Annotated in this window: 18 protein-coding genes; 11 read left to right on the forward strand and 7 right to left on the reverse strand. The window is 72.7% G+C overall.

The annotated features are described in order from the left end of the window. Window positions 1–264: 264 nt before the first annotated feature. Complete coding sequence (locus BM339_RS26775) at window positions 265–1,071, reverse strand: methyltransferase domain-containing protein (RefSeq protein WP_083597963.1); 807 nt, start codon at window positions 1,069–1,071, stop codon at window positions 265–267. Next, a complete protein-coding gene (locus tag BM339_RS26780) occupies window positions 1,068–3,182 on the reverse strand; it encodes a prolyl oligopeptidase family serine peptidase (protein ID WP_075022612.1) in 2,115 nt (704 codons plus the stop codon). The genes BM339_RS26775 and BM339_RS26780 overlap by 4 nt, the downstream gene beginning before the upstream one ends. 261 nt (window positions 3,183–3,443) lie before the next feature. On the opposite strand from BM339_RS26780, the gene BM339_RS26785 reads away from it, so the two are divergent. Both BM339_RS26785 and BM339_RS26790 read left to right on the forward strand, forming a co-directional pair. Further along, window positions 3,444–3,953 carry an HNH endonuclease gene (locus BM339_RS26785; RefSeq protein WP_075022613.1) on the forward strand — a complete coding sequence of 170 codons (510 nt, stop codon included), beginning with the start codon at window positions 3,444–3,446 and terminating at the stop codon, window positions 3,951–3,953. Between the two features lie 121 nt (window positions 3,954–4,074). Further along, entirely contained in the window at window positions 4,075–4,287 is a 213-nt protein-coding gene (locus BM339_RS26790; protein WP_075022614.1) for an FmdB family zinc ribbon protein, read from the forward strand. Here BM339_RS26790 and BM339_RS26795 read toward each other — a convergent pair. From BM339_RS26795 to BM339_RS26805, 3 genes are all read right to left on the reverse strand, one after another. After that, window positions 4,284–4,631 carry a DUF1330 domain-containing protein gene (locus BM339_RS26795; RefSeq protein WP_075022615.1) on the reverse strand — a complete coding sequence of 116 codons (348 nt, stop codon included), beginning with the start codon at window positions 4,629–4,631 and terminating at the stop codon, window positions 4,284–4,286. The genes BM339_RS26790 and BM339_RS26795 overlap by 4 nt on opposite strands. A 92-nt stretch (window positions 4,632–4,723) precedes the next feature. Then, complete coding sequence (gene ilvD / locus BM339_RS26800) at window positions 4,724–6,580, reverse strand: dihydroxy-acid dehydratase (protein WP_075022616.1); 1,857 nt, start codon at window positions 6,578–6,580, stop codon at window positions 4,724–4,726. A gap of 281 nt (window positions 6,581–6,861) precedes the next feature. After that, the gene (locus BM339_RS26805; protein WP_075022617.1) at window positions 6,862–7,698 is read right to left on the reverse strand and encodes a nuclease-related domain-containing protein; all 837 of its coding nucleotides are present in this window, start codon (window positions 7,696–7,698) and stop codon (window positions 6,862–6,864) included. 225 nt (window positions 7,699–7,923) lie between these two features. Here BM339_RS26805 and BM339_RS26810 point away from each other — a divergent pair, with 225 nt between their 5' ends. Both BM339_RS26810 and malQ read left to right on the forward strand, forming a co-directional pair. Further along, complete coding sequence (locus tag BM339_RS26810) at window positions 7,924–9,348, forward strand: amidase (protein WP_024935817.1); 1,425 nt, start codon at window positions 7,924–7,926, stop codon at window positions 9,346–9,348. Between the two features lie 28 nt (window positions 9,349–9,376). Continuing rightward, window positions 9,377–11,485, forward strand: coding sequence for a 4-alpha-glucanotransferase (gene malQ, locus BM339_RS26815; protein WP_075022618.1), 2,109 nt, complete (start codon window positions 9,377–9,379; stop codon window positions 11,483–11,485). Here the strand turns inward: malQ and BM339_RS26820 are convergent. After that, a complete protein-coding gene (locus BM339_RS26820) occupies window positions 11,466–12,461 on the reverse strand; it encodes a hypothetical protein (RefSeq protein ID WP_021593067.1) in 996 nt (331 codons plus the stop codon). The genes malQ and BM339_RS26820 overlap by 20 nt on opposite strands. A gap of 88 nt (window positions 12,462–12,549) precedes the next feature. Further along, on the reverse strand, window positions 12,550–15,129 hold the full coding sequence (gene pepN, locus BM339_RS26825; protein ID WP_075022619.1) for an aminopeptidase N: 2,580 nt from the start codon (window positions 15,127–15,129) through the stop codon (window positions 12,550–12,552). Between the two features lie 168 nt (window positions 15,130–15,297). Between pepN and BM339_RS26830 the strand changes: the two genes are divergently transcribed. From BM339_RS26830 to BM339_RS50100, 7 genes are all read left to right on the forward strand, one after another. Next, a complete protein-coding gene (locus BM339_RS26830) occupies window positions 15,298–15,912 on the forward strand; it encodes a mycothiol-dependent nitroreductase Rv2466c family protein (RefSeq protein ID WP_024935816.1) in 615 nt (204 codons plus the stop codon). 116 nt (window positions 15,913–16,028) lie between these two features. Continuing rightward, window positions 16,029–16,748 carry an energy-coupling factor ABC transporter permease gene (locus BM339_RS26835; RefSeq protein ID WP_256255469.1) on the forward strand — a complete coding sequence of 240 codons (720 nt, stop codon included), beginning with the start codon at window positions 16,029–16,031 and terminating at the stop codon, window positions 16,746–16,748. Window positions 16,749–16,761: 13 nt separating this feature from the next. After that, window positions 16,762–17,118 (forward strand): PDGLE domain-containing protein, encoded by a 357-nt coding sequence (locus tag BM339_RS50850; RefSeq protein WP_021593063.1) that lies wholly within the window; start codon window positions 16,762–16,764, stop codon window positions 17,116–17,118. Beyond that, window positions 17,118–17,882, forward strand: a complete 765-nt coding sequence (gene cbiQ, locus BM339_RS26840) for a cobalt ECF transporter T component CbiQ (protein ID WP_075022620.1) — start codon at window positions 17,118–17,120, stop codon at window positions 17,880–17,882. Before BM339_RS50850 ends, cbiQ begins: the two co-directional genes overlap by 1 nt. Beyond that, window positions 17,879–18,658, forward strand: a complete 780-nt coding sequence (locus BM339_RS26845; RefSeq protein WP_075022621.1) for an energy-coupling factor ABC transporter ATP-binding protein — start codon at window positions 17,879–17,881, stop codon at window positions 18,656–18,658. Before cbiQ ends, BM339_RS26845 begins: the two co-directional genes overlap by 4 nt. Window positions 18,659–18,815: 157 nt before the next feature. Continuing rightward, window positions 18,816–19,775 carry an ATP-binding protein gene (locus BM339_RS26850; protein ID WP_075022622.1) on the forward strand — a complete coding sequence of 320 codons (960 nt, stop codon included), beginning with the start codon at window positions 18,816–18,818 and terminating at the stop codon, window positions 19,773–19,775. Window positions 19,776–19,820: 45 nt separating this feature from the next. Then, a complete protein-coding gene (locus tag BM339_RS50100) occupies window positions 19,821–20,909 on the forward strand; it encodes a hypothetical protein (protein WP_075022623.1) in 1,089 nt (362 codons plus the stop codon). Window position 20,910 lies beyond the last annotated feature (1 nt).

A 20,910-nucleotide genomic window follows, 5' to 3' on the forward strand; every position in this document is an offset into this window, starting at 1 on the left:
CCAGCGATCGCCCGCAGTGCCCGACGATGGAGGGCCGCCAGGCCCGAAGGAGGAGGGCACTGCAATAAACACAGAAGCGAGCCGCAAGGCGAGTCGGAGCGATGCCAGCGATCGCACGTGGCTTTTTGTGGTGCGGCGCCCCCGGGCGCCGCACCACAAAAATACGAAACCCCCTCCTGGAGGCTTCCCAACCCCAGGAGGGGGCGTCCGTGGGCACGGTGTCCGTGCGTGTGGTGGGAGGGTAGCGCGAACCTCGGCCGCGTCCTAGGGGCTGGGGGGTGGACGCCGTCCTCCGACCATCTGCATCAGAGGGTAGCGGCGTCGGCGGATTTCGGTGAATCCCCGGTCGGTGAGCGCTCCGGTGACTTCCTCGTCACCGAAGACGGTGAGTCCGGTGGCGTGGCGGAGGAGTTCGCCGCCCACGCGGTTGGCGGGGAGCCGGGAGGGGCGCCGGGACGTGAGGATGACGAGGCGCCCGCCGGGTTTGAGGACGCGGGCCATCCCGTCGACGGCCGCCCACGGGTCGTCGAACAGGTAGAGGGCGCCGAAGCAGCAGACGGCGTCGAACACGCCGTCGCGGAAGGGGAGGCCGGCCGCGTCGCCGCGCACGTAGCGGACCTCGCCGCCGGGGCCGGTGTCGGCGACGGCGCGGGCCAGCATGGTCTCGGACGCGTCGAGCCCTACGACCAGGCCGTCCGGGCCGATGCCCGCGGCGAGCGCGCGGGTGACGTTGCCGGGGCCGCAGGCGACGTCCAGCACGGTCGCGGGCGGGCGGGCCGCGTAGCCGGGGTGCGCGAGGCCGAGCCAGTCGCGGGCCATCGCGTGCTCTTCGGCGGTGTCGGGGCCGAGCGGCCAGCCCTTCGCCAGGTTGAAACCGACGGGCCGCCACACCTTCTCGTAGATGCGGGGCAGGAACCTCGACTCCATGACCGCCTGGGCGAGGGACGGCGGCGCCTTGGCGGACGGGCCGAGCAGGTCGAGGTACCCGGCGGACTCGTCCGGGGTCTCCGGTGGTTCGCGGAGCAGGCCGAGCACGCGTTCCATGGTGCCGCGCACCATCGTCTCGCTCATCCCGTTATTAGACCATCCGTCAACTCGTCGTGCTCGCCGGGGTCCAGGGAGAGCCCGGTCTGCGCGGCCATGAACGTGAGCGTGTCGGTCATCAGATCCACCGACCGGCTCACCGACCGGGCGGAATGCCCCACCTCCGCCTCGTCCCGCAGCAGGATCGGAGCGTCCGACGCGGTCGCGTGCTGCAGCGCCGCGCAGAGCTTGCGGGCGTGCAGCGGATCCACGCGGGTGTCGCTGCCGAAGGTCGTGAACAGGACGGCCGGGTAGGCGGTCCCGGCGTGGACGTGGTGGTACGGCGAGTAGCCGATGAGCCAGCCGAACTCCTCGGGGTCGTCGGCCGTCCCGTACTCGTCGTTCCACGTCTCGCCCAGGCCGAACCGCTCGTACCGCACCATGTCCAGCAGCGGCGCCGAGCAGACGACGGCACGGTACAGGTCGGGACGCTGGGTGAGGGCGGCGCCGACCAGGAGCCCGCCGTTGGACCCACCGGAGATCGCCAGCCGGGACGGCGTCGTCAGGCCGTCCGCGATCAGCTTCTCGGCGGCGGCGTGGAAATCGTCGAACACGTTCTGCTTGCGCTCCCGCATGCCCGCGCGGTGCCACTCCTCACCCTCCTCGGACCCGCCGCGCAGGTTCGCGACCGCGTACACGCCGCCGGCCTCGACCCACGCGAGGACGCTCGCCGAGTAGGACGGCGTGAGCGAGATGTTGAAGCCGCCGTATCCGTAGAGGATCGCGGGCCGGGGGCCGGACAGCCCCGGGCGGGACGCGACCAGCATCCGCACCTGCGTCCCGTCCCGCGAGGTGTAGACGACCTGGCGCGTCTCGATGTCCGGAACGTCGACCGTCCCCGGCGCGGACGCCCACAGGGTCGTCTCCCCGGTGCGGGCGTCGTACCGCATGACCGACGACGGCGTCACGTTGTCGGTGTAGCCGAACCACGCCTCGTGCCCGCCCTCGGGACGCTCGATGATCCCGCCGATCGAGCCGAGCCCCGGTGCCGGGACGGTCCCGACGCGTTCGCCCGACTCCAGGTCGTGCACGGTGATCTCGCTGACCGCGTGGCGCGTCCAGCCGGCCAGCAGCACCGGGGAGTCGAGGCCGTCGAGGATCGCGAAATCGCTGAGGACGGCCTCGGAATCCTGCGGCACGAGGTCCCGCCACGTCCCGTAGGACAGGTCGGACGGGTCGGCGACGCACAGCCGGGAGCGGGGCGCGTCGCGGTCGGTGAAGACGTACGCGCGGCCGTCGCGCCCCACGTGCACGCTGGTCTCGGCGTCGACACCCTCCTGCACCGTCCGCAGCGCGGGCGCCTCGGGCGAGGACGCCGACAGGTCCGCTATCCACAGGTCGTTGCGCGGCGCCGTGCCCTGCGACGCCGAGATCGTGAGCCAGCGCCCGTCGCGGCTCACGCCGACCCCGTAGTAGTTGGTCTTGTCGCGCCCCGCACCGAAGATCAGCACGTCGCCGGTGTCGGGCTCGGTGCCGACGCGGTGCAGGTACACGCGCCGGTGGTACTGCTCCTCGCCCGTCGGGACGTCCCGCGCGGGCAGCCGCCGCGTGTAGTAGTACGCCTCGCCGCCCGGCAGCCACGCGACCGACGAGTACCGGGCCCGGTCGATCGGCCCCTCCACCCGCGCGCCGGTCGCGACGTCCATCACGTACAGCAGCGACTCCTCGTCCCCGCCGGTCGAGATCTTGTAGGCCAGCAGGCGGCCCTCCTTGTCGGGCTGCCACCCGTCCAGCGTCGTCGTCCCGGCGGGATCGAGGGCGATCGGGTCCACCAGGACCCGCTCGGACCCGTCCGGATCGACCGTGTAGAGCACCGGATGCTCCTGGTCGGCGCCGCGGCGGGTGAAGAACCGCCGCTCGCCCCGCCACACCGGGGACCCGACGCTCCCCGCGCCGAGCAGCTCCCCGAGCCGCGCCCGCAGCCGCTCCCGCCCCGGCAACGCGTCAACGACCTTGTGGAACAGCCTGTCCTGCGCGGCGAGCCACTGCCTGGTCTCGTCGCTGCCGGCGTCCTCCAGCCAGCGGTACGGGTCCGCGACCCGGTGACCGTGGATGTCCTCGACGATGTCCTGGCGCTGCGCGGGCGGATACGGCGTCATGAATGCACCTTATTGGCCGCCCGGACCGCCCGTTGCGGGCGCTCCCACCAGGGCGCGCGTTCGAGCCGGCCGCCGGCGGGAAATGAATGGGGTAGCGAACGGGCTCCCTCAGACGCCACACTGATGTGGTCGGGTCGCCCCTGGGGAGGTCCTCATGGCGAGTGAGCAGGTGCCGGAGACGATAATCGGGCCTCGGTGGGAGGCGCGCCCAGACGCGCCCACCGAGGCGACAGACCAGCAGTGCCCGGTGGAGGGCGTCTGATGAGACAGGTCCTCCTCCTGAACGCGACGTACGAACCACTGACCACGCTCCCGCTCAGGCGGGCCGTCTGCCTCGTGCTTCGCGAGAAGGCGGAGATCGTCCATCACGACACCTCCGGCGCCGTGCTCCACTCCGCCACCATGACGGTCGAGGTCCCCTCCGTCATCCGCCTCCGCCGCTACGTCCGGATCCCGTTCCGCACCCGCGTGCCCCTCACCCGCGCCGCGCTGATGCGCCGCGACAACTTCCGCTGCGTCTACTGCGGCCGCCGCGCCGAGACGATCGACCACGTCCACCCGCGCAGCCGCGGAGGCAAGCACGTCTGGGAGAACTGCGTCGCCTCCTGCATGACCTGCAACCACAGCAAGGCCGACCGGCTCCTGTCCGAACTCGGCTGGAGCCTCAGCGTCACCCCCGCCGTCCCCCGAGGCGCCCACTGGCGCCTCATCGGCCTGGTCCACGACGGCGACCCCCAATGGGCGGCGTACGTGACCGAACCAGCGGCGTGAACTCCCCGGGGCTGTGTTGGCCCAGGGGGGGCGACCCCTGAAACCCCCGTCACTACGGGCATGCGCGTTCCGCTCGCTCCACTCGCCTGCCCGTGATGGTGGCTGAGGTTATTCTGGGAGCGTGCCTCGTTATGACTATCGCTGCCGTGCGTGCGGGTCGACCTTTGAGGTCTCCCGGCCGATGATCAATGCTTCCGATCCGGCGCCCTGTCCGGACGGGCATGACGACACGGTGAAACTGCTCTCGACGGTCGCCGTCACCGGGGCGGCCCGGCCCGGCGCGTCGCCGCCGTCCGGTGGGGGCTGCTGCGGCGGGGGGTGCTGCTCCTCCTAGCCGTTCTGGGCGGCGCGCATCGCTCGGCCGGTGGCCGCGGCGTCGTAGTCCTCCGGGACGCCCTGGAGGAGGACGGCCGTGCCCGGGACGTGGTCGGTGCGCATCGGCAGGATCGCCTGGTAGGCGTCCGACTCGTACCAGGCGCGGGCGCTGTCCATGTCGGGGAACTCGATCAGCACGTAGCCGCCGTCCAGCGGGCCCTCGATGACCTCGGCGGGCGTGTTGTGGACGAGGAAGCGGCCGCCGAACGGGTCCATGGTGGCCTGAATGCGCTCGATGTAGGTGAAGACGTCGTCGTGCAGCGGCGGCTGGGGGCGCAGGTGGGCGAGAGCGTAGGCGGTCATCGGGATCTCCTTCGGTGGTGAGTGCCGGCCTGTCCGGCACCCACCACTCTGTCGCCCGAGGGGAATGCGGGCGATTACCCGATGGGTAATGCTCAGAGGCGCTCGAGCTGCGACACGTCGCGGGCGGCGCCCGTGGACGCGGACGTCGCCATCGCGGCGTAGGCGCGCAGGGCGGCGCTGACCGGGCGGTGCCGGTCGCGCGGCCGGTAGCCGCCGAGGTCGGCGAGGAGCTTCTCCCGCCGGATCTCCAGCTCGTTGGACGGGACGTCCAGCTCCAGCACCCGGTTCGGGATGTCGATCACGACGCGGTCGCCGTCCTCGACGAGGGCGATGACGCCGCCGCCCGCGGCCTCGGGGGAGGCGTGCCCGATGGACAGCCCGGACGTGCCGCCGGAGAACCGCCCGTCGGTGACGAGGGCGCACGCCTTGCCGAGCCCGCGGCCCTTGAGGAAGCTCGTCGGGTACAGCATCTCCTGCATGCCGGGGCCGCCCTTCGGGCCCTCGTAGCGGATCACCACCACGTCGCCGGCCTTGACCTCGCCGCCGAGGATGCCCTCGACGGCCTGCTCCTGCGACTCGAAGACGACGGCGGGGCCGGTGAAGGTCCAGAGCTCCTCCTCCACGCCGGCGGTCTTGACGATCGCGCCGTCGGGCGCGATGTTGCCGCGCAGGACGGCCAGGCCGCCGTCGGCGGTGTAGGCGTGCTCGGCGGAGCGGATGCAGCCGTTCTCGCGGTCGAGGTCGAGCGACTCCCAGCGGGCGCTCTGCGAGAAGGCGGAGGTGCTGCGGACGCCGCCGGGCGCGGCGTGGAACAGCTCCACGGCCTCCGGCAGGACGTCGGGGGAGCGGACGTCCCACTTGGCGACGAACTCGTCCAGCGACGCCGAGTGGATCGAGTGGGCGGAGCGGTTCAGCAGCCCGGCCCGGTTCAGCTCGCCGAGCAGGGCGGGGATGCCGCCGGCGCGGTGGCAGTCCTCGACGTGGTACGTGCCGGTGGCCGGGGCCAGCTTGCAGATGCACGGGACGCGGCGTGACACGGCGTCGATGTCGGTGAGCCCGAAGTCGACGCCGGCCTCGGTCGCGGCGGCGAGCAGGTGCAGGATCGTGTTGGTCGAGCCGCCCATCGCGACGTCGAGGACCATGGCGTTCTCGAACGCGTCGCGGGTGGCGATGCTCAGCGGCAGGACGGACTCGTCGTCGTTGTCGTAGTAGCGGCGGGCGACGTCCACGACGGCGCGTCCGGCGTCCTCGTAGAGGCCGCGGCGGGCGGTGTGGGTGGCGAGGACGGTGCCGTTGCCGGGCAGCGCCAGCCCGATCGCCTCGGTGAGGCAGTTCATCGAGTTGGCGGTGAACATGCCGGAGCAGGACCCGCAGGTCGGGCAGGCGCTCTCCTCCATCTCCAGCAGCGTGTCCTCGGACGTGGACGCGTCGGCGGAGGCGATGATCGGGTCGATCAGGTCGAGCTTGTTGCCGCCCATGACGCCCTGGACGGGCTTGCCGGCCTCCATCGGGCCGCCGGAGACGAACACGGTCGGGATGTTCAGCCGCAGCGCGGCCAGCAGCATCCCCGGCGTGATCTTGTCGCAGTTGGAGACGCAGACCAGGGCGTCGGCGCAGTGCGCGTTGACCATGTACTCGATCGCGTCGGCGATGACCTCGCGGGACGGCAGCGAGTACAGCATGCCGTCGTGGCCCATCGCGATGCCGTCGTCCACGGCGATGGTGTTGAACTCGCGGGGCACCCCGCCCGCCTCGCGGACCGCGCCGGCGACGACCTTGCCGACCTCGTCCAGGTGGACGTGGCCGGGCACGAACTGGGTGAAGCTGTTGGCCACCGCGACGATCGGCTTGCCGAAGTCCTCGCGTTCGACGCCGCTGGCCCGCATGAGCGCGCGGGCGCCCGCCATGTTCCTGCCATGGGTGACCGTGCGTGACCTGAGCGGTGGCATTGTGACCTCTCCAACCTGTGACGTGCCGGACGACGGGCCGCGCATGGTTCGGCGTGGCGGTACGGGTCGCCTGGGGAAGCGTGTGCTCGCAGCGGCGGATCGCGGCGCTGCCGCCGGCTCGGCGGAGGTCGCGCGCGGGCCGGCCCGTCCCCGATGCTACCAACCGGCGGAGGGCGTGAAAAAAGCCGGGACGACGGTGTCCCGGCCTGCCCGTCCTCGGGCGCCCGGCTCGCGGCCGGGCCGTGCGGTGGGCGGCCCGGGGAAGCAGGCCGCCCCCTGACCTACTCGGGGTACTTCGGCGGCAGGGCCTGCTCGGCCGCCTGGAAGATCCGCCGGACGTCGCCGTCGGTGAGGATCTTCGGACGGCGGCGCAGGTACGAGCGCGCCCGGTTGCCGGCGTAGACGTCCACCTCGCGGACCCGCATGACCTTCCACGGGATGGACGGGCCGTAGATCGCCACGGACGGCTGGACGGGCACGTCGAACCCGACCCGCTCGCCGAGGATGCTGCTGGCCTGCTGGGCCTCCCAGCGTGCCTCGTCCAGGCGGTCCTTCTTGTTGAAGGGGCCGTGGAAGAGCTTGAGGTGGGACATGGTGCGCACGGGGAGGCGCTTGTCCCACTTCTCCGAGTCGATGGCGTAGACGCCGCTCGGCCCGATCACCAGGTGGTCGATCCGCCCGTCGCTGACGCCCTCGTCGTCCCGGGGGACGGCCCGCGCGTGCAGCACGAGGTAGCCGTTGCGCTGCAGCGACTTCAGTTGCCGCTCGGTGCGCCGTTCGGCCGCCGAGGACTTCTGCCAGGCGGTGACGGAGGAGCTCTTGCGGGACTGCCGGACGACGTCGCCGATGACCACGAGGACCGCGACGGTGACGCCGAGCCGCCAGCCGAACACGAGCAGGACCGCGAGGCCGGCGACGACGGCCACGCCGATCCGCCACATCCACCGGCGCGTCCGGGGGTCGTCCAGCAGCGTCGCGGCGGTGTCCTCCTCGGGTCGCTCCTTCACCGGAGCCTGCTGATGGTGCTCACGCCTCTCCTCCGAGCGTGTCTCCTCGGTGTCGGCCTGGGGCCGTCCTCTGGCTTGTCCCTGCATGTTGCCCCGCTCCACGATCGCCATGAGTGACGCTCCGTATTCCTCTCCCATCGGGGGCATGATCCTCCGTGCGCAGAGTAATCATCGATCGGGTCGTCGCCTAGTCATGGGGGGTTCATAGTTTTGTCGCCCCGGGACGGTGATTCACTTACGGCACGGACGGGTAGACCGGTATTCATCTCCCTTCACCGATGTTGTCCTGTCTGCCCTCTTTGATGCCCGCGCACACGGCGTCTAGCGTTCCGGTTTGTGACACAAACCCATGACCTCAGCGCCACCCGGATGGCGACCGCCGTACGCACGAGGGAAGTATCTCCGGTCGAGCTCGCCGACCACTATCTGGCCCGCATCGAACGGCTCAACGAGCAGGTCGGCGCCTACGTGACGGTCACCGCCGAACGCGCCCGCGAGGAGGCGCGCCGCGCTGAGAAGGCGGTGACGGACGCCGCGGACCCCGCGGACCTGCCGCCGCTGCACGGCGTCCCGGTCCCGATCAAGGACCTCAACATGGTGAACGGCGTCCGGATCACGTTCGGCTCGGCCGTCTACGCCGACCTGACGGGCTTCGCGGACGACAACGTGGTGGCCAAGCTGGCGGACGCGGGGACGGTCCTGCTCGGCAAGACCACGACGCCGGAGTTCGGGCTGCCCTGCTACACCGAGGGGGACGTGTCGCCCCCGGCCCGGACGCCGTGGGACACCTCCCGGTCGGCGGGCGGCTCCAGCGGCGGCGCCGCGGCGGCGGTCGCGTCCGGGCTGGCGCCGGTCGCGCAGGGCAGCGACGGCGGCGGCTCGATCCGGATCCCCAGCAGCGCCTGCGGGCTCTTCGGGATCAAGCCGACCCGCGGCCGGATCTCGCAGGGGCCGGTCATCCCGGACCTGTTCGGGCTGTCCACGAACGGGCCGATCACCCGGACCGTCCGCGACGCCGCCCTCATGCTGGACGTGATGTCGGGCCACATGCCCGGCGACCTGTTCCGGGCGCCGGAGCCGGACGCGCCGTTCCTGTCCCACGCCGACCGGCCGCCCGGCCGGCTGCGCATCGCGCGGAGCCTCCGGCCGCCGGTGCCGGACGTCGAGGTGCACCCGGACTGCGTCGCCGCCTACGAGGACGCGTCCGCGCTCCTGGAGGAGCTGGGCCACGAGATCGTCGACCTGCCGCAGGTGCTCGGCTCGGACCTCGTGCCCCACTTCGCGACGCTGTGGGGCGTGATGGCGACGATGACGCCCGTCCCGGAGGAGAGCGAGCACCTGCTCCAGCCGCTGACCCGCCACCTGCGCGCGTACGGCGACAAGACGCCGGCGCCGAAGCTTTTCCAGGCGCACGCCGCGCTGCAGGGCGCGCTGCGCGCCGCGTTCCCGGTGATGGACGAGTTCGACGCGATCCTGCATCCGACGCTGGCCATGCCGCCCGTCCCGATCGGGTACTTCCACGACCTGGAGCCCGCGGAGAACTTCCGGCGCCAGACGCACTTCACGCCGTTCTGCGCGATGTACAACATCTCGGGGCAGCCGGCGGTGAACGTCCCGCTGCACTGGAACGAGCAGGGCCTGCCCATCGGGATCATGCTCGCCGGGCGGCTCGGCGGGGAGGGCACGCTGATCTCGCTGTCCGCCCAGCTGGAGGAGGCCCGCCCGTGGACCGACCGCAAGCCCGCGATCTGGACGGCGTGAGCCCGCCCGCACCGGGCATGGTGCAGGCGTGGGCGACGACGAACTGATCAGGCTGGCCGGCCGGCACGGGGTCGCGACCCGGTACGAGGACTGGCGCGGGCGCGACACGGCGGTCGCGCCGGACACGCTCGTCGCCGTCCTCGCGGCGCTCGGGGTGGACGCCTCCACGCCCGCCGCCGTCCGGGCCGAGCTGGACCGGCACCGGGAGCGGGCGCGCGGGCTGCCGCCGAACCTCCTCGTCCACCGGGCGGCGGGGGAGACGGCCGGCCGGATCCGCGCGGCGCTCCGGCGGCATCTGGAGCCGGGCGAGGACGCCGAGGCCGAGATCAGGGCCGGCGCGGACGAGGTGCTCGCGCCGCCGCACGCCGGCGGCTCTCCGGCCGAGCGGCCGTTCGAGCCGCTGCCTGGCAGCGGGGACGTCCCGCCGGGCTGGCACCACCTCCGCGTCCGGCGCGGGTCGACCTGGCTGTACACGACGCTGCTGGTCGCCCCGGACTCGCTGCGCCCCCCGCCCCGGGCGTGGGGGTTCACGGCGCAGCTGTACTCGGTCCGGTCCAGCGCGTCCTGGGGGCTCGGCGACCTGCGCGACCTGGTGGACCTCGCGACGTGGAGCGGCCGGGAGCTCGGCGCGGGTTTCGTGCTGGTCAACCCGCTGCACGCGACGGAACCCGTCCCGCCGGTCGGGCCGTCCCCGTACTCGCCGATGAGCCGCCGCTTCCCCTCGCCGATCTACCTGCGGATCGAGGACATGCCGGAGTACGCGCGGCTGCCCGCCGAGGACCGGGAGCGGTTCGGGGCCCTCGCGGCCAAGCTGCGCGCCCAGGAGGGCCTGCTGGACCGGGACGCGGTGTGGGCGGCCAAGCTGGAGGCCTTCGAGGCGATGTACCGCGTCCGGCGGGAGGGCGACCCGGCGTTCGAGGAGTTCCGCCGGCGTGAACAGGGAGCCCTCGGCGACTTCTCGACGTGGTGCGCCATCAGCGAGGAGCAGGGCACCACGGACTGGCGGCGCTGGCCGTCCCGCCTGCGCGACGCCCGCGACCGCGGTGTCCTGGAGGCCCGCGAGTACGACCGCCGCGCCGCCTTCCACGAATGGCTCCAGTGGCGGCTGGACGGGCAGCTCGCGGACGCGCAGCGGGCCGCCCGGGACGCCGGGATGGCGGTCGGGATCGTCCACGACCTGGCGGTCGGGGTTCCGCACGGCAGCGCCGACACCTGGATGTACGGCAGCCTGTGCGCGCCCGGGATCAGCGTCGGCGCGCCCCCGGACGAGTTCAACCAGCGCGGCCAGGACTGGGGCCAGCAGCCGTGGCGGCCCGGGGCGCTGGCCACCGGCGCGTACCGGCCGTTCCGCGAGATGGCCGCGGCAGCGCTCCGGCACGCCGGCGGGATACGCCTCGACCACGCCATGCAGGTGTCGCGGCTGTGGTGGGTGCCCGAGGGCGCGTCGCCGGCCGAGGGGACCTACGTCCGCTACGACCGCGAGGCCCTGCTCGGCTGCCTGGCGTGGGAGGCCGAGCGCTTCGGCGCCGTCGTCGTCGGGGAGGACCTCGGCACCGTCGAGCCCGAGCTGCGGGAGGAACTCGCCGACCGCGGCGTCCTCGGCACGTCCCTGCTCTGGTTCGAGCGCGACGCCGGCGGACGCCCCAAGCCTCCCGGCCAGTGGCGGGAGCTGTCCCTGGCGACCGTCGGAACCCACGACATGCCGCCGATCACCGGCTTCGCGCACGGCGACCACATCGCGCTCCGCGACCGCCTCGGCCTGCTCACCCGCTCCCGGGCCGAGGAGGAGGACGACCACCGCCGCCAGCTCGGCGACTGGCTGGCCGTCCTGCACGCGCAGGACCTGCTCCGCAGCGCGCCCGCCGACGTCATGCGGGCCCTGGAGGACGGCTCCGCCGCCTACGACGAGGAGATCGTCACGGCCCTGCACGACTTCCTGACCCGCACCCCGGCCCGCCTCATCGGCGTCTCCCTGGCCGACGCCGTCGGCGAACGGCGGACCCAGAACCAGCCCGGCACCACCGACGAGTACCCCAACTGGCGGGTCCCCCTGGCCGATCGGGACGGCGAGCCCGTCCTCCTCGACGACCTCCGGACGGGAAAGGCGCTGCGGCTCTTCAGGACAGCGTCGACATGATGCGCTTGGTGACGTCGTGGAGCAGCGTGTCGGGGTGCAGCTCGGCCGCGGCGATCGCCGAGAACAGCGCGGGCAGCCCCGGGAGCGGGTAGGAGTCGTCGTCGCCTGCCAGCACCGTCTTGCCCAGGGGGTGGCGGGACAGGGACGTGCGGGCGCGGCTCCACGCCGCCTGGACCTCCTCCGGGGACGGGACGCCGAAGCCGTGGCCGACCGGGGCGGCGTGCCGCAGCTTCACCAGCGGGCTGTCGGCGAAGTCGGCGGCGAGCTTGCAGCGGCCGGTGAGGTCGGCGCGGACGAGGTCGTCCAGGCGCGTCACGACCGTGCAGGGCGTGCGGCACCGGGCGGCGCAGTCGCCGAGGGCGGAGGAGACCTGGCTGTGCTGCCGGTCGAGATACGCGCGCCAGCCGGGCCCCGGCTCCCTGGCGACCCGCAGGGTGCGCTCGCAGGCGGAGCGCTCCGGCCGGGTGTGGTCGCACATGCGCGGCGTCCCGGGCTCGATCGGGACGCCGAAGCGGCTGCCCTCCCCGCTCACCGCCGCGCCGATCAGCGCCGGGTCGCCCGCGTGGCCGAGCACCGGCTCCCACGCCAGCATCGGCAGGTACTCGCTGGCGATGTGGACGGCGGCGACGAGCGCGGCCATGTCGCGGCGCCGCCAGCGGATCGCGATGACCTCCAGCAGGAGGCGGTAGGCGGGACGGAGGCTGGCGAGTGCGCCGCGCGGCCGCTCCCGCGGCGCCTGCGGCATGCGGCTCGCGCGGGCCCGGTCGAGCAGGTCCGGCGGCACCTCGCCGGCCTCCTCGGGCATGCCGAAGTCCTCGGCGTCCAGGTCGAGGACGCGCTGCCCGAACGCGCAGAGCGCCGCGACGGCGGTGGAGCGGCCGTCCGCGGCCAGGGTGCCCTGCGTGATCAGCGCCTCCAGGTCGCCGAACGCGTAGCGCCGCGCCAGAGCCGCCAGAACGTCCTCAGCCGTCTCCACGCCGCCTCCCCGTGACCGTCGTCCCCCGTGACCTTGCAACTTTCGCACGGTCACGGGGGACGGGAACAGGGGTCGGCCGAACACCGGGTCAGGCGGACGCGGCGTCCTTCGCGCGGGCGCGCAGGGCGCGGGCCACGCCGTCGCGCCCCTCCGACAGCAGCCGGGTGAGCGCCGCGGGCGGCCGCTCGTCGGCGATGTAGGACTCCGTGCGGTCGATCGTCGACCGCTCGATCACCAGGAAGGGGTAGGCGACCTCGGCGAACGTCTGGGACATGTCGCTGGACCACTCCTTCCACACCCGGCCGACCTCGGCGAAGTACCGGTCCACGTAGGGGACCAGCAGGTCGGCCTGGTCGGGCTCGACGAAGCCGCCGAGCGTCGCCCGGTAGACGGCGTTCGGCAGGTCGCCGGCCACGATCCGCTCCCACGCGGCGGCCTTCGCCTCGGCGGTCGGGACCGCGGCCTTGCAGGCGGCGGCGTGCCGCTCCCCGGCGGCGGTCCTGTCCCGGTCGAGCTCGGCGTCGATCTCGGGCTCGCCCGCCTTGCCGGTGACGACGAGGCGACGCAGCAGCGCCCAGCGCAGGTCGGTGTCGACCGTGAGGCCGTCGAGGACCTGCGAGCCCTCCAGCAGGTCCCGGACGAACGCCAGGTGCTCGTCCGTGGCGGCGGACGCGGTGAACGCCTGCGTGTAGGCGAGCTGGAGGTCGGAGCCGGGCTCGGCCTCGCGGGCGAGGTCCCAGAGGGTGTCGGCGAGCAGGGCCAGGCCCTCGGTGCGCCAGGCCGGGTCCGCGTACTGCTGGACGGCCGTGCGCGCCTGCCGCAGCAGCGTCTGCGTGACCGAGATGTCGGTGACGCCGCGGATGCCCTTCGCGACGAGCCGGACGTAGTCGCGGGTCGCCATCTCGGCGTCGCGGGTCATGTCCCACGCCGCCGACCAGCACAGGGCGCGCGGCAGGCTCTCCTTCACGTCGCCGATGCCCGCCTGTTCATTCAGGGGGGCCGCCCCCCCTGTACCCCCCGGAACCCCGATGAGCGTCCGCAGTGAGTGCTCGTCCAGCCTGATCTTCGCGTACGTGAGGTCGTCGTCGTTGACGAGCACGAGGTCGGGACGCTTCTCGCCGACGAGCTGCGGCACCTCCGTGCGGGCGCCGACGACGTCGAGTTCGACCCGCTCGCGCCGGACGATGCCCTCGGCAGTCTTGTCATAGAGCCCGATCGCGAGCCGGTGCGAACGCACCGTCGGGTAGTCGGCCTTCGCCTCCTGCAGAACGGCGAAGGACGTGAAGTCGCCGTCGGCGTCCACCTCGTACTCGGGACGCATCGTGTTGACGCCGGCGGTCTCCAGCCACTCCTTCGACCACGACGCCAGGTCGCGGCCGGACGTCTCCTCCAGCGCGCCCAGCAGGTCGGTGAGGACGGTGTTGCCCCACGCGTGCCGGTCGAAGTAGCGCCGGACGCCCTCCAGGAAGTTGTCGAGGCCGACATAGGCCACGAGCTGCTTCAGGACGGACGCGCCCTTGGCGTAGGTGATCCCGTCGAAGTTCACCTCCACGGCGCGGATGTCGGGGATGTCCGCCGAGATCGGGTGGGTGGACGGCAGCTGGTCCTGCCGGTACGCCCACGCCTTCTCCAGGTTCGCGAACGTCGTCCACGCGCCCTTCCACTTGGTGGCCTCGGCCATGCACAGGACGCTCATGTAGGTGGCGAACGACTCGTTCAGCCACAGGTCGTCCCACCAGCGCATGGTGACCAGGTCGCCGAACCACATGTGCGCCATCTCGTGCAGGATCGTCTCGGCGCGCCGCTCGTAGGCCGCGTCGGTGACCCGGGACCGGAAGACGTAGTCCTCCAGGAACGTCACGCAGCCCGCGTTCTCCATCGCCCCCGCGTTGAACTCGGGGACGAACAGCTGGTCGTACTTGCCGAAGGGGTACGGACGGCCGAACACCTTCTCGAAGTAGGCGAACCCCTGGCGCGTCACGTCCACGATCGCGGGGGCGTCGAGGTGCTCGGCCAGCGACGCCCGGCAGTACACGCCGAGTGGGATCACGGTGCCGTCCTCGCGGCGGTACTCGTCCCGGACGACGTGGTACGGCCCGGCGACGAGCGCGGTGATGTAGGTGGAGACCTGCGGCGTCGGCAGGAAGTGCCACCGCCCGCCCTCGGCGGTCTCCGGAGCCTCGTTCGTGATCACCTCCCAGTCCTCCGGCGCCTTCACCGCCAGCTCGAAGGTGGCCTTCAGGTCGGGCTGGTCGAAGCACGTGTACATGCGGTGCGCGTCGGCCGTCTCGAACTGCGAGTACAGGTAGACGCTCTCGTCCACGGGATCGACGAACCGGTGCAGGCCCTCGCCCGACCGCGAGTACTCGCAGTCGGCCACGACCCGGAGCTCGTTGTCCGCGGCCAGTTCCGGCAGCGGGATCCGGCCCTTCTCGGCGTCGTAGGACGCCGGGTCCAGGGCCTTGCCGTTCAGCGTCACCTCCCGCACGACGGCGCCGTGCAGATCAATGAACGTGGACGCGCCGGGCTCGGCACTCCCGAACCGGACCACGGTCGTGGACCCGAACCGCTCCGCACTCGTGGTGAGGTCCAGGTCGACCGTGTACGACTCGACGCTGAGCAGCCGGGCCCGTTCCCGCGCCTCGTCGCGCGTGAGGTTGCCTGCCACATGAACTCCTTGGTCGGTTCAATCGCTTGCCGCCCCCATGTCTACCAACCGGACGCCGATCCGGTCGCTCCGCCACGGTGCCCGGCATGGTGCCGGCGACCGGGAATCGGAAGGGGGGCGCCCCGGTTGTCGCCTGATGAGGTACCCCGTTCGCTGTAGGAGGCGACATTGGCCGAGAACGCCCCCACCCCTGTGGACTTCTGGTTCGACCCCCTGTGCCCCTGGGCGTGGATCACCTCCCGCTGGATCCTGGAAGTGGAGAAGCAGCGTCCGATCGAGGTTCGCTGGCACGTGATGAGCCTGGCCGTCCTCAACGAGGACAAGGACATCCCGGACTCCTACCGGAAGATGCTGGCCGATGCGTGGGGCCCGGTCCGCGTGTGCATCGCCGCCGAGCAGAAGTACGGCCCGGAGGTGCTCGGACGGCTCTACACCGAGCTCGGCACCCGGCGTCACAACGAGAAGCGGAAGTTCGACGGCGACCTGATCGCGGCGGCCCTGACGGCGGCCGGTCTCGACCCGGCGCTCGCGGACGCCGCCGACTCCACCGACTACGACGAGGCCCTGCGCGCCTCCCACAAGGACGGCATCGACCGCGTCGGCCAGGAGGTCGGCACCCCGGTCATCGAGGTCGAGGGGCACGCCTTCTTCGGCCCGGTCGTCACCCCGATCCCGCGCGGCGAGGCCGCCGTCAAGCTGTTCGACGGCGTGCTGGCCGTCGCTTCCACCGACGGGTTCTTCGAGCTGAAGCGCACGCGCACGCGGGACCCCATCTTCGACTGAGCGGAGTCAGGGGACGGGCAGGGAACAGGTATCGCACCGGTCAGGTAGTTGCGACTTAGTTGCAACTACTAGCAGTACGCCCCAAACTGGTCCTGCAGTCACGAAGAGGTAGGACGGTGAGGGACGTGCACGTACCGGACGGATTCATCGACGCGCCGGTGTCGGTCGCGGCCGGCGCGGTCGCGGTGGCCGGCGTCGGGGTGGCTCTGCGCGGGGCGCGACGGGAGCTGGACGACCGGACCGCGCCCCTCGCCGGGCTGACCGCGGCGTTCGTGTTCGCGGCGCAGATGCTCAACTTCCCGGTCGCGTCCGGGACGAGCGGCCACCTGCTCGGCGGGACGCTCGCCGCGATCCTCGTCGGGCCCTACACGGGCATCTTGTGCGTGTCGGTCGTCCTGCTGATGCAGGCCCTCCTGTTCGCGGACGGGGGCCTGACCGCGCTGGGCGTCAACATCACGACGATGGCGCTCGTCACGGTCGCCGTCGGGTACGGGCTGTTCCGGGTCCTGCTGTGGGTGCTGCCCAAGACGCGCACGTCCGTGTCGGTCGCGTTGTTCGCCGCCGCGGTCGTCTCGGTGCCCGCCGCCGCCGTCGCCTTCACGCTGATCTACGCGGCCGGCGGGACGGCGGACGTCTCCCTCGGCAAGGTCGCCACCGCGATGATCGGCGTCCATGTGCTCATCGGGATCGGCGAGGCGCTGATCACCGCCGTGACCGTGTCCAGCGTGCTCGCCGTCCGGCCCGACCTCGTCCACGGCGCCCGCGGGCTGATGAAGCCCCTGGAGCTGCGGACCGCCGGGCGCCCGGCCGCCGAGCCCAAGCCGTCCCGGGCCTGAGAGGAGGGTCGCGATGACCACCAAGCGCTTCTTCGCCGGTTTCCTGCTCGTCTCGCTCGTCCTGGCCGGGATCGTCAGCTACTACGCCAGCGCCGACCCGGACGGCCTGGAGAAGGTCGCCGAGGACAAGGGCATCAGCGCCAAGGAGAAGGACCACACGTTCAAGGACTCCCCGCTCGGCGACTACGGGGTCAAGGGCGTCGACAACGCGCGGCTGTCCGGCGGGCTGTCCGGCGTCGTGGGCGTCGGCGCCGTCCTGCTGGCCGGCGGCGGCCTGTTCTGGGCCGTCCGGCGCCGGGGTCCCGGGGACGCGGAGGCGGTGCCGGACCGGGACGAGCAAGTGCCGTCCGAGACGTCCCAGAAGGGCTGATGGGCGCGGGCCACGCGCACCGGCTCTACGTGCCGGGCGCCTCTCCGGTGCACCGGCTTCCGCCGCAGTGCAAGCTGGTCGCGGTGCTCGCCTTCGTGCTGCTGGTCGTCGCCACGCCGCGCGAGCGCGTGTGGGCGTTCGGCGTGTACGCGCTGCTCCTCGCGGCCGTGGCGGCGGCCGCCCGGATCCCGTTCGGGACGGTCGCCCGCCGCATCGTGATCGAGGTGCCGTTCGTCGCGTTCGCGTTCCTCATGCCGTTCGTCGCGAACGGCGAGAAGATCACCGTGCTGGGGCTGCGGCTGAGCGAGAGCGGGCTGTGGGGCGCCTGGAACATCCTCGCGAAGGGCACCCTCGGCGTCGTCGCGTCGATCCTGCTGGCCGCGACCACCGAGCCGCGGCTCCTGCTCCTCGGCATCGAGCGGCTGCGGATGCCGCAGCTCATCACGCAGATCGCCACGTTCATGCTGCGCTACGGCGACGTCGTCGCGGCCGAGCTCGGACGGATGAAAGTGGCGCGGGCGTCGCGCGGCTTCGAGGCGCGCGACCTCCGGGCGACGGGCGTGCTCGCGAAGTCGGTGGGGGCGCTGTTCCTGCGCTCCTACGAGCGGGGCGAGCGCGTCCACCTGGCCATGATGAGCCGCGGCTACGACGGCCGCATGCCCGTCACGCACGACGTCGCCGCCACGGCCGCGCAGTGGGCGGCGGCGGCCGTCCTTCCCTCGGCCGCCGCCCTCGTCGTCCTGGCTGCTTGGATGGCCCCATGACTCCCTCGCTGGAGGTCCGGGGCCTCGCGTACGCCTACCCCGACGGCACGCAGGCCCTCTACGGCGTCGACCTGACGATCGGGCGCGGCGAGCGGGTCGCGCTGCTCGGGCCGAACGGCGCCGGGAAGACCACGCTCGTCCTGCATCTGAACGGCATCCTGCACGGCGGGCTGGGCGGGGTGAGGGTCGGCGGCCTTCCGGTGGACCCGAAGGACAAGAAGGCGCTGCGGGAGATCCGGCGCCGCGTCGGGATCGTCTTCCAGGATCCCGACGACCAGCTGTTCATGCCGACCGTGCGCGAGGACGTGGCGTTCGGGCCCGCCAACCTCGGCCTGCGCGGCGCCGAGCTGGACCGCCGGGTGCGGGACGCGCTCGGCCGGGTCGGCATGCTGGACGTCGCCGACCGGCCGCCGCAGCACCTCAGCTTCGGGCAGCGCCGCCGCGTCGCCGTCGCGACCGTCCTGGCGATGGAGCCCGAGATCCTCGTGCTGGACGAGCCGTCGTCCAACCTTGACCCGGCCAGCCGCCGCGAGCTGGCCGAGATCCTGCTGTCCCTGGACGTGACCGTCCTGATGGTCACCCACGACCTCCCGTACGCCGCCGAGCTGTGCCCGCGGTCGGTGATCCTCTCCGGCGGCGTCATCGCGGCCGACCGTCCCACCCGCGACCTGCTGACGGACTCGGCCATGCTCGCCGAGCACCGCCTGGAGCTCCCGTTCGGCTTCGACCCAGCAGCGGCACTTGCCGGGGGGTGTGGGGGGTCGTCCCCCCACTGAAGGTGGGCCGCCGTTTCCTGAGCCGCCGCCGTTCCGGAGCCGCCACCGTTCCGGGCCGCGTGTCCGGGCGTTCCGCTTGCCTTGCCGTCCGCGCTCCGCGAGACTCGGGGGTACTGACACTGGTAACGGTTTTCATATCTCCACTTTGGGGGCATTCGTGAAGGTTGCGTTCGTCGGCAAGGGCGGCAGCGGCAAGACCACCCTGTCGTCGCTGTTCGTCCGGCACCTCGCCGGGCGCGGGCTGCCGGTGGTGGCCATCGACGCCGACATCAACCAGCATCTCGGCGTCGCGCTCGGCCTGGACGAGGCGCGCGCCGCCAAGATCCCCGCCCTGGGCGACCGGCTCACCGAGATCAAGGACCATCTGCGCGGCACCAACCCCCGGATCTCCGGCGCGTCCGCGATGGTCAAGACCACCCCGCCCGGCACCGGCTCGCGGCTGCTGCGGTTCCGCGGCGAGGACCCCGTCCACGAGGCCGGGCAGGAGGTCGACGGCGTCACGCTGCTCGCCACCGGCCCGTTCAATGACGACGACCTCGGCGTGGCCTGCTACCACTCCAAGACCGGCGCGGTCGAGCTCTACCTCAACCACCTCGTCGACGGCCCCGGAGAGTACGTCGTCGTCGACATGACCGCGGGCGCGGACACGTTCGCCTCCGGGCTGTTCACCCGGTTCGACCTGATGTTCCTGGTCGCCGAGCCCACCCGCAAGGGCGTCGGCGTGTACCGCCAGTACACCGAGTACGCCCGCGACTACGACGTCTCCATCCGCGTCGTCGGCAACAAGGTGCAGTCCGAGGACGACGTCGCCTACCTGCGCGAGCACGTCGGCGACGACCTGCTGACCTGGCTCGGCCAGTCCGCCGCCGTGCGGGCGCTGGAGCAGGGGCGGCACGGGGTCGAGCTGGAGGACGGCAACGCCGCCGCCCTCGACCGCATGCGCGCCGAGGTCGACGCGTGCGTCAAGGACTGGGACAGGTTCCAGCGGCAGGCCGTCGAGTTCCACGTCAAGAACGCGCGAAGCTGGGCGAGCCGGGCCGCGGGGGAGGACCTCGAAGCGCAGGTCGACCCGGACTTCCGCTTCCCCTCCGCGGCGGACGCCGCCTACTCCGGGTAGTCCGGGGCCTACCGGCGGAGACGGATGGGGACTACTCTGCCCGCCATGACGATGCGGCGGATGCTCGCGATGACGGGCGGCGCGTTGGTTCCCCTTGCCGTCCTCTCCCTCCTCGTCGGCAACCAGTGGGTGACCGACGCGATCGCGGAGAGCGGCTTCGAGTTCGGCGACGGCATCGGACCGCTGGTCTCCTGGCTGTTCGCGCTCGCCTGGCGGTTCACGCCGCGCACCGGGGCGGACTGGCGCTCCGTGGTGTCGGACGACTTCAGCCTGCTGGTCCTCTTCGCCGTGCTGGCGGTGCTGGTGGCGGGCGGCATCCGGCTCACCGACCCCGAGCGCGGCCCGTTCGGCGCCGTGATCATCGGCTGGTGGGCCGCGGTCGTCGCGGCCGGCGCGTCCGGCCTGGTGTCCGGGCCGCTGTCGTACTGGGCGCTGGACTTCCCCGACGATTCGCTCAGCATGGTGATCTTCTCGTCGATCGGTCAGGGCGCGGCCTTCGGGCTGGCGTTCGGCTGGCTCTCCGGTCTCGGCGCGCTGGGCGGCCTCTTCCTCGGCCGCCCGCGCGAGGCCGGGCCGCGGCCTCCGGGCGCCCAGCAGCCGTACGGCCCGCCGCAGCCGTACGCGGCGCAGCCGGGCATGCCCATGCAGCAGCCCTACCCCCAGCAGGCGCCCCCGCAGCAGATGCCGCAGCAGATGCCGCACCAACCGCACCAACCGCAGCAGCCGCACCCGTCGGCCGTCCCGTACGTCCCGCCGCAGGGGCAGCCGCCGCAGGCCGGCTGGGGTGCCGGTCCCGTCCCGCAGCAACCGGGCCAGCCGGGCCAACCGGGCCAACCGGGAGGGCAGTTCGGCACGCCTCCCGTCCCGCAGCAGCCGTCGGCGCCTCCCCAGGAGCAGGCGCCGCCTCCCGCCTCGCCCGCGGAGCCGGAGGAGGCCCCGCGGGACGCGCCGGGCGAGGCCCCCAAGGGCCCCGGTGAGGACGCTCCCGAGGACGCCGGAGACGACACGCCGAAGGACGACCCGAAGGACGAACCGGCCGACGACGGCCAGGACGACGGCAAGGACGACGGGGACGACGACCTCGACCTCGCCGACCGGACGGTGATCGACCGCAGGCGCGACGACGACACCTGAC

The sequence above is a fragment of the Actinomadura madurae genome, from assembly GCF_900115095.1.
GTDB classification, from domain to species: Bacteria; Actinomycetota; Actinomycetes; order Streptosporangiales; family Streptosporangiaceae; genus Spirillospora; species Spirillospora madurae.

Coding starts and splice junctions, on each gene's coding strand:
- BM339_RS26775 (WP_083597963.1), bottom strand. CDS start 1,071: ATGAGCGAGACGATGGTGCGCGGCACCATGGAACGCGTGCTCGGCCTG.
- BM339_RS26780 (WP_075022612.1), bottom strand. CDS start 3,182: ATGACGCCGTATCCGCCCGCGCAGCGCCAGGACATCGTCGAGGACATC.
- BM339_RS26785 (WP_075022613.1), top strand. CDS start 3,444: ATGAGACAGGTCCTCCTCCTGAACGCGACGTACGAACCACTGACCACG.
- BM339_RS26795 (WP_075022615.1), bottom strand. CDS start 4,631: ATGACCGCCTACGCTCTCGCCCACCTGCGCCCCCAGCCGCCGCTGCAC.
- ilvD (WP_075022616.1), bottom strand. CDS start 6,580: ATGCCACCGCTCAGGTCACGCACGGTCACCCATGGCAGGAACATGGCG.
- BM339_RS26805 (WP_075022617.1), bottom strand. CDS start 7,698: ATGGCGATCGTGGAGCGGGGCAACATGCAGGGACAAGCCAGAGGACGG.
- BM339_RS50850 (WP_021593063.1), top strand. CDS start 16,762: ATGACCACCAAGCGCTTCTTCGCCGGTTTCCTGCTCGTCTCGCTCGTC.
- cbiQ (WP_075022620.1), top strand. CDS start 17,118: ATGGGCGCGGGCCACGCGCACCGGCTCTACGTGCCGGGCGCCTCTCCG.
- BM339_RS26845 (WP_075022621.1), top strand. CDS start 17,879: ATGACTCCCTCGCTGGAGGTCCGGGGCCTCGCGTACGCCTACCCCGAC.
- BM339_RS50100 (WP_075022623.1), top strand. CDS start 19,821: ATGACGATGCGGCGGATGCTCGCGATGACGGGCGGCGCGTTGGTTCCC.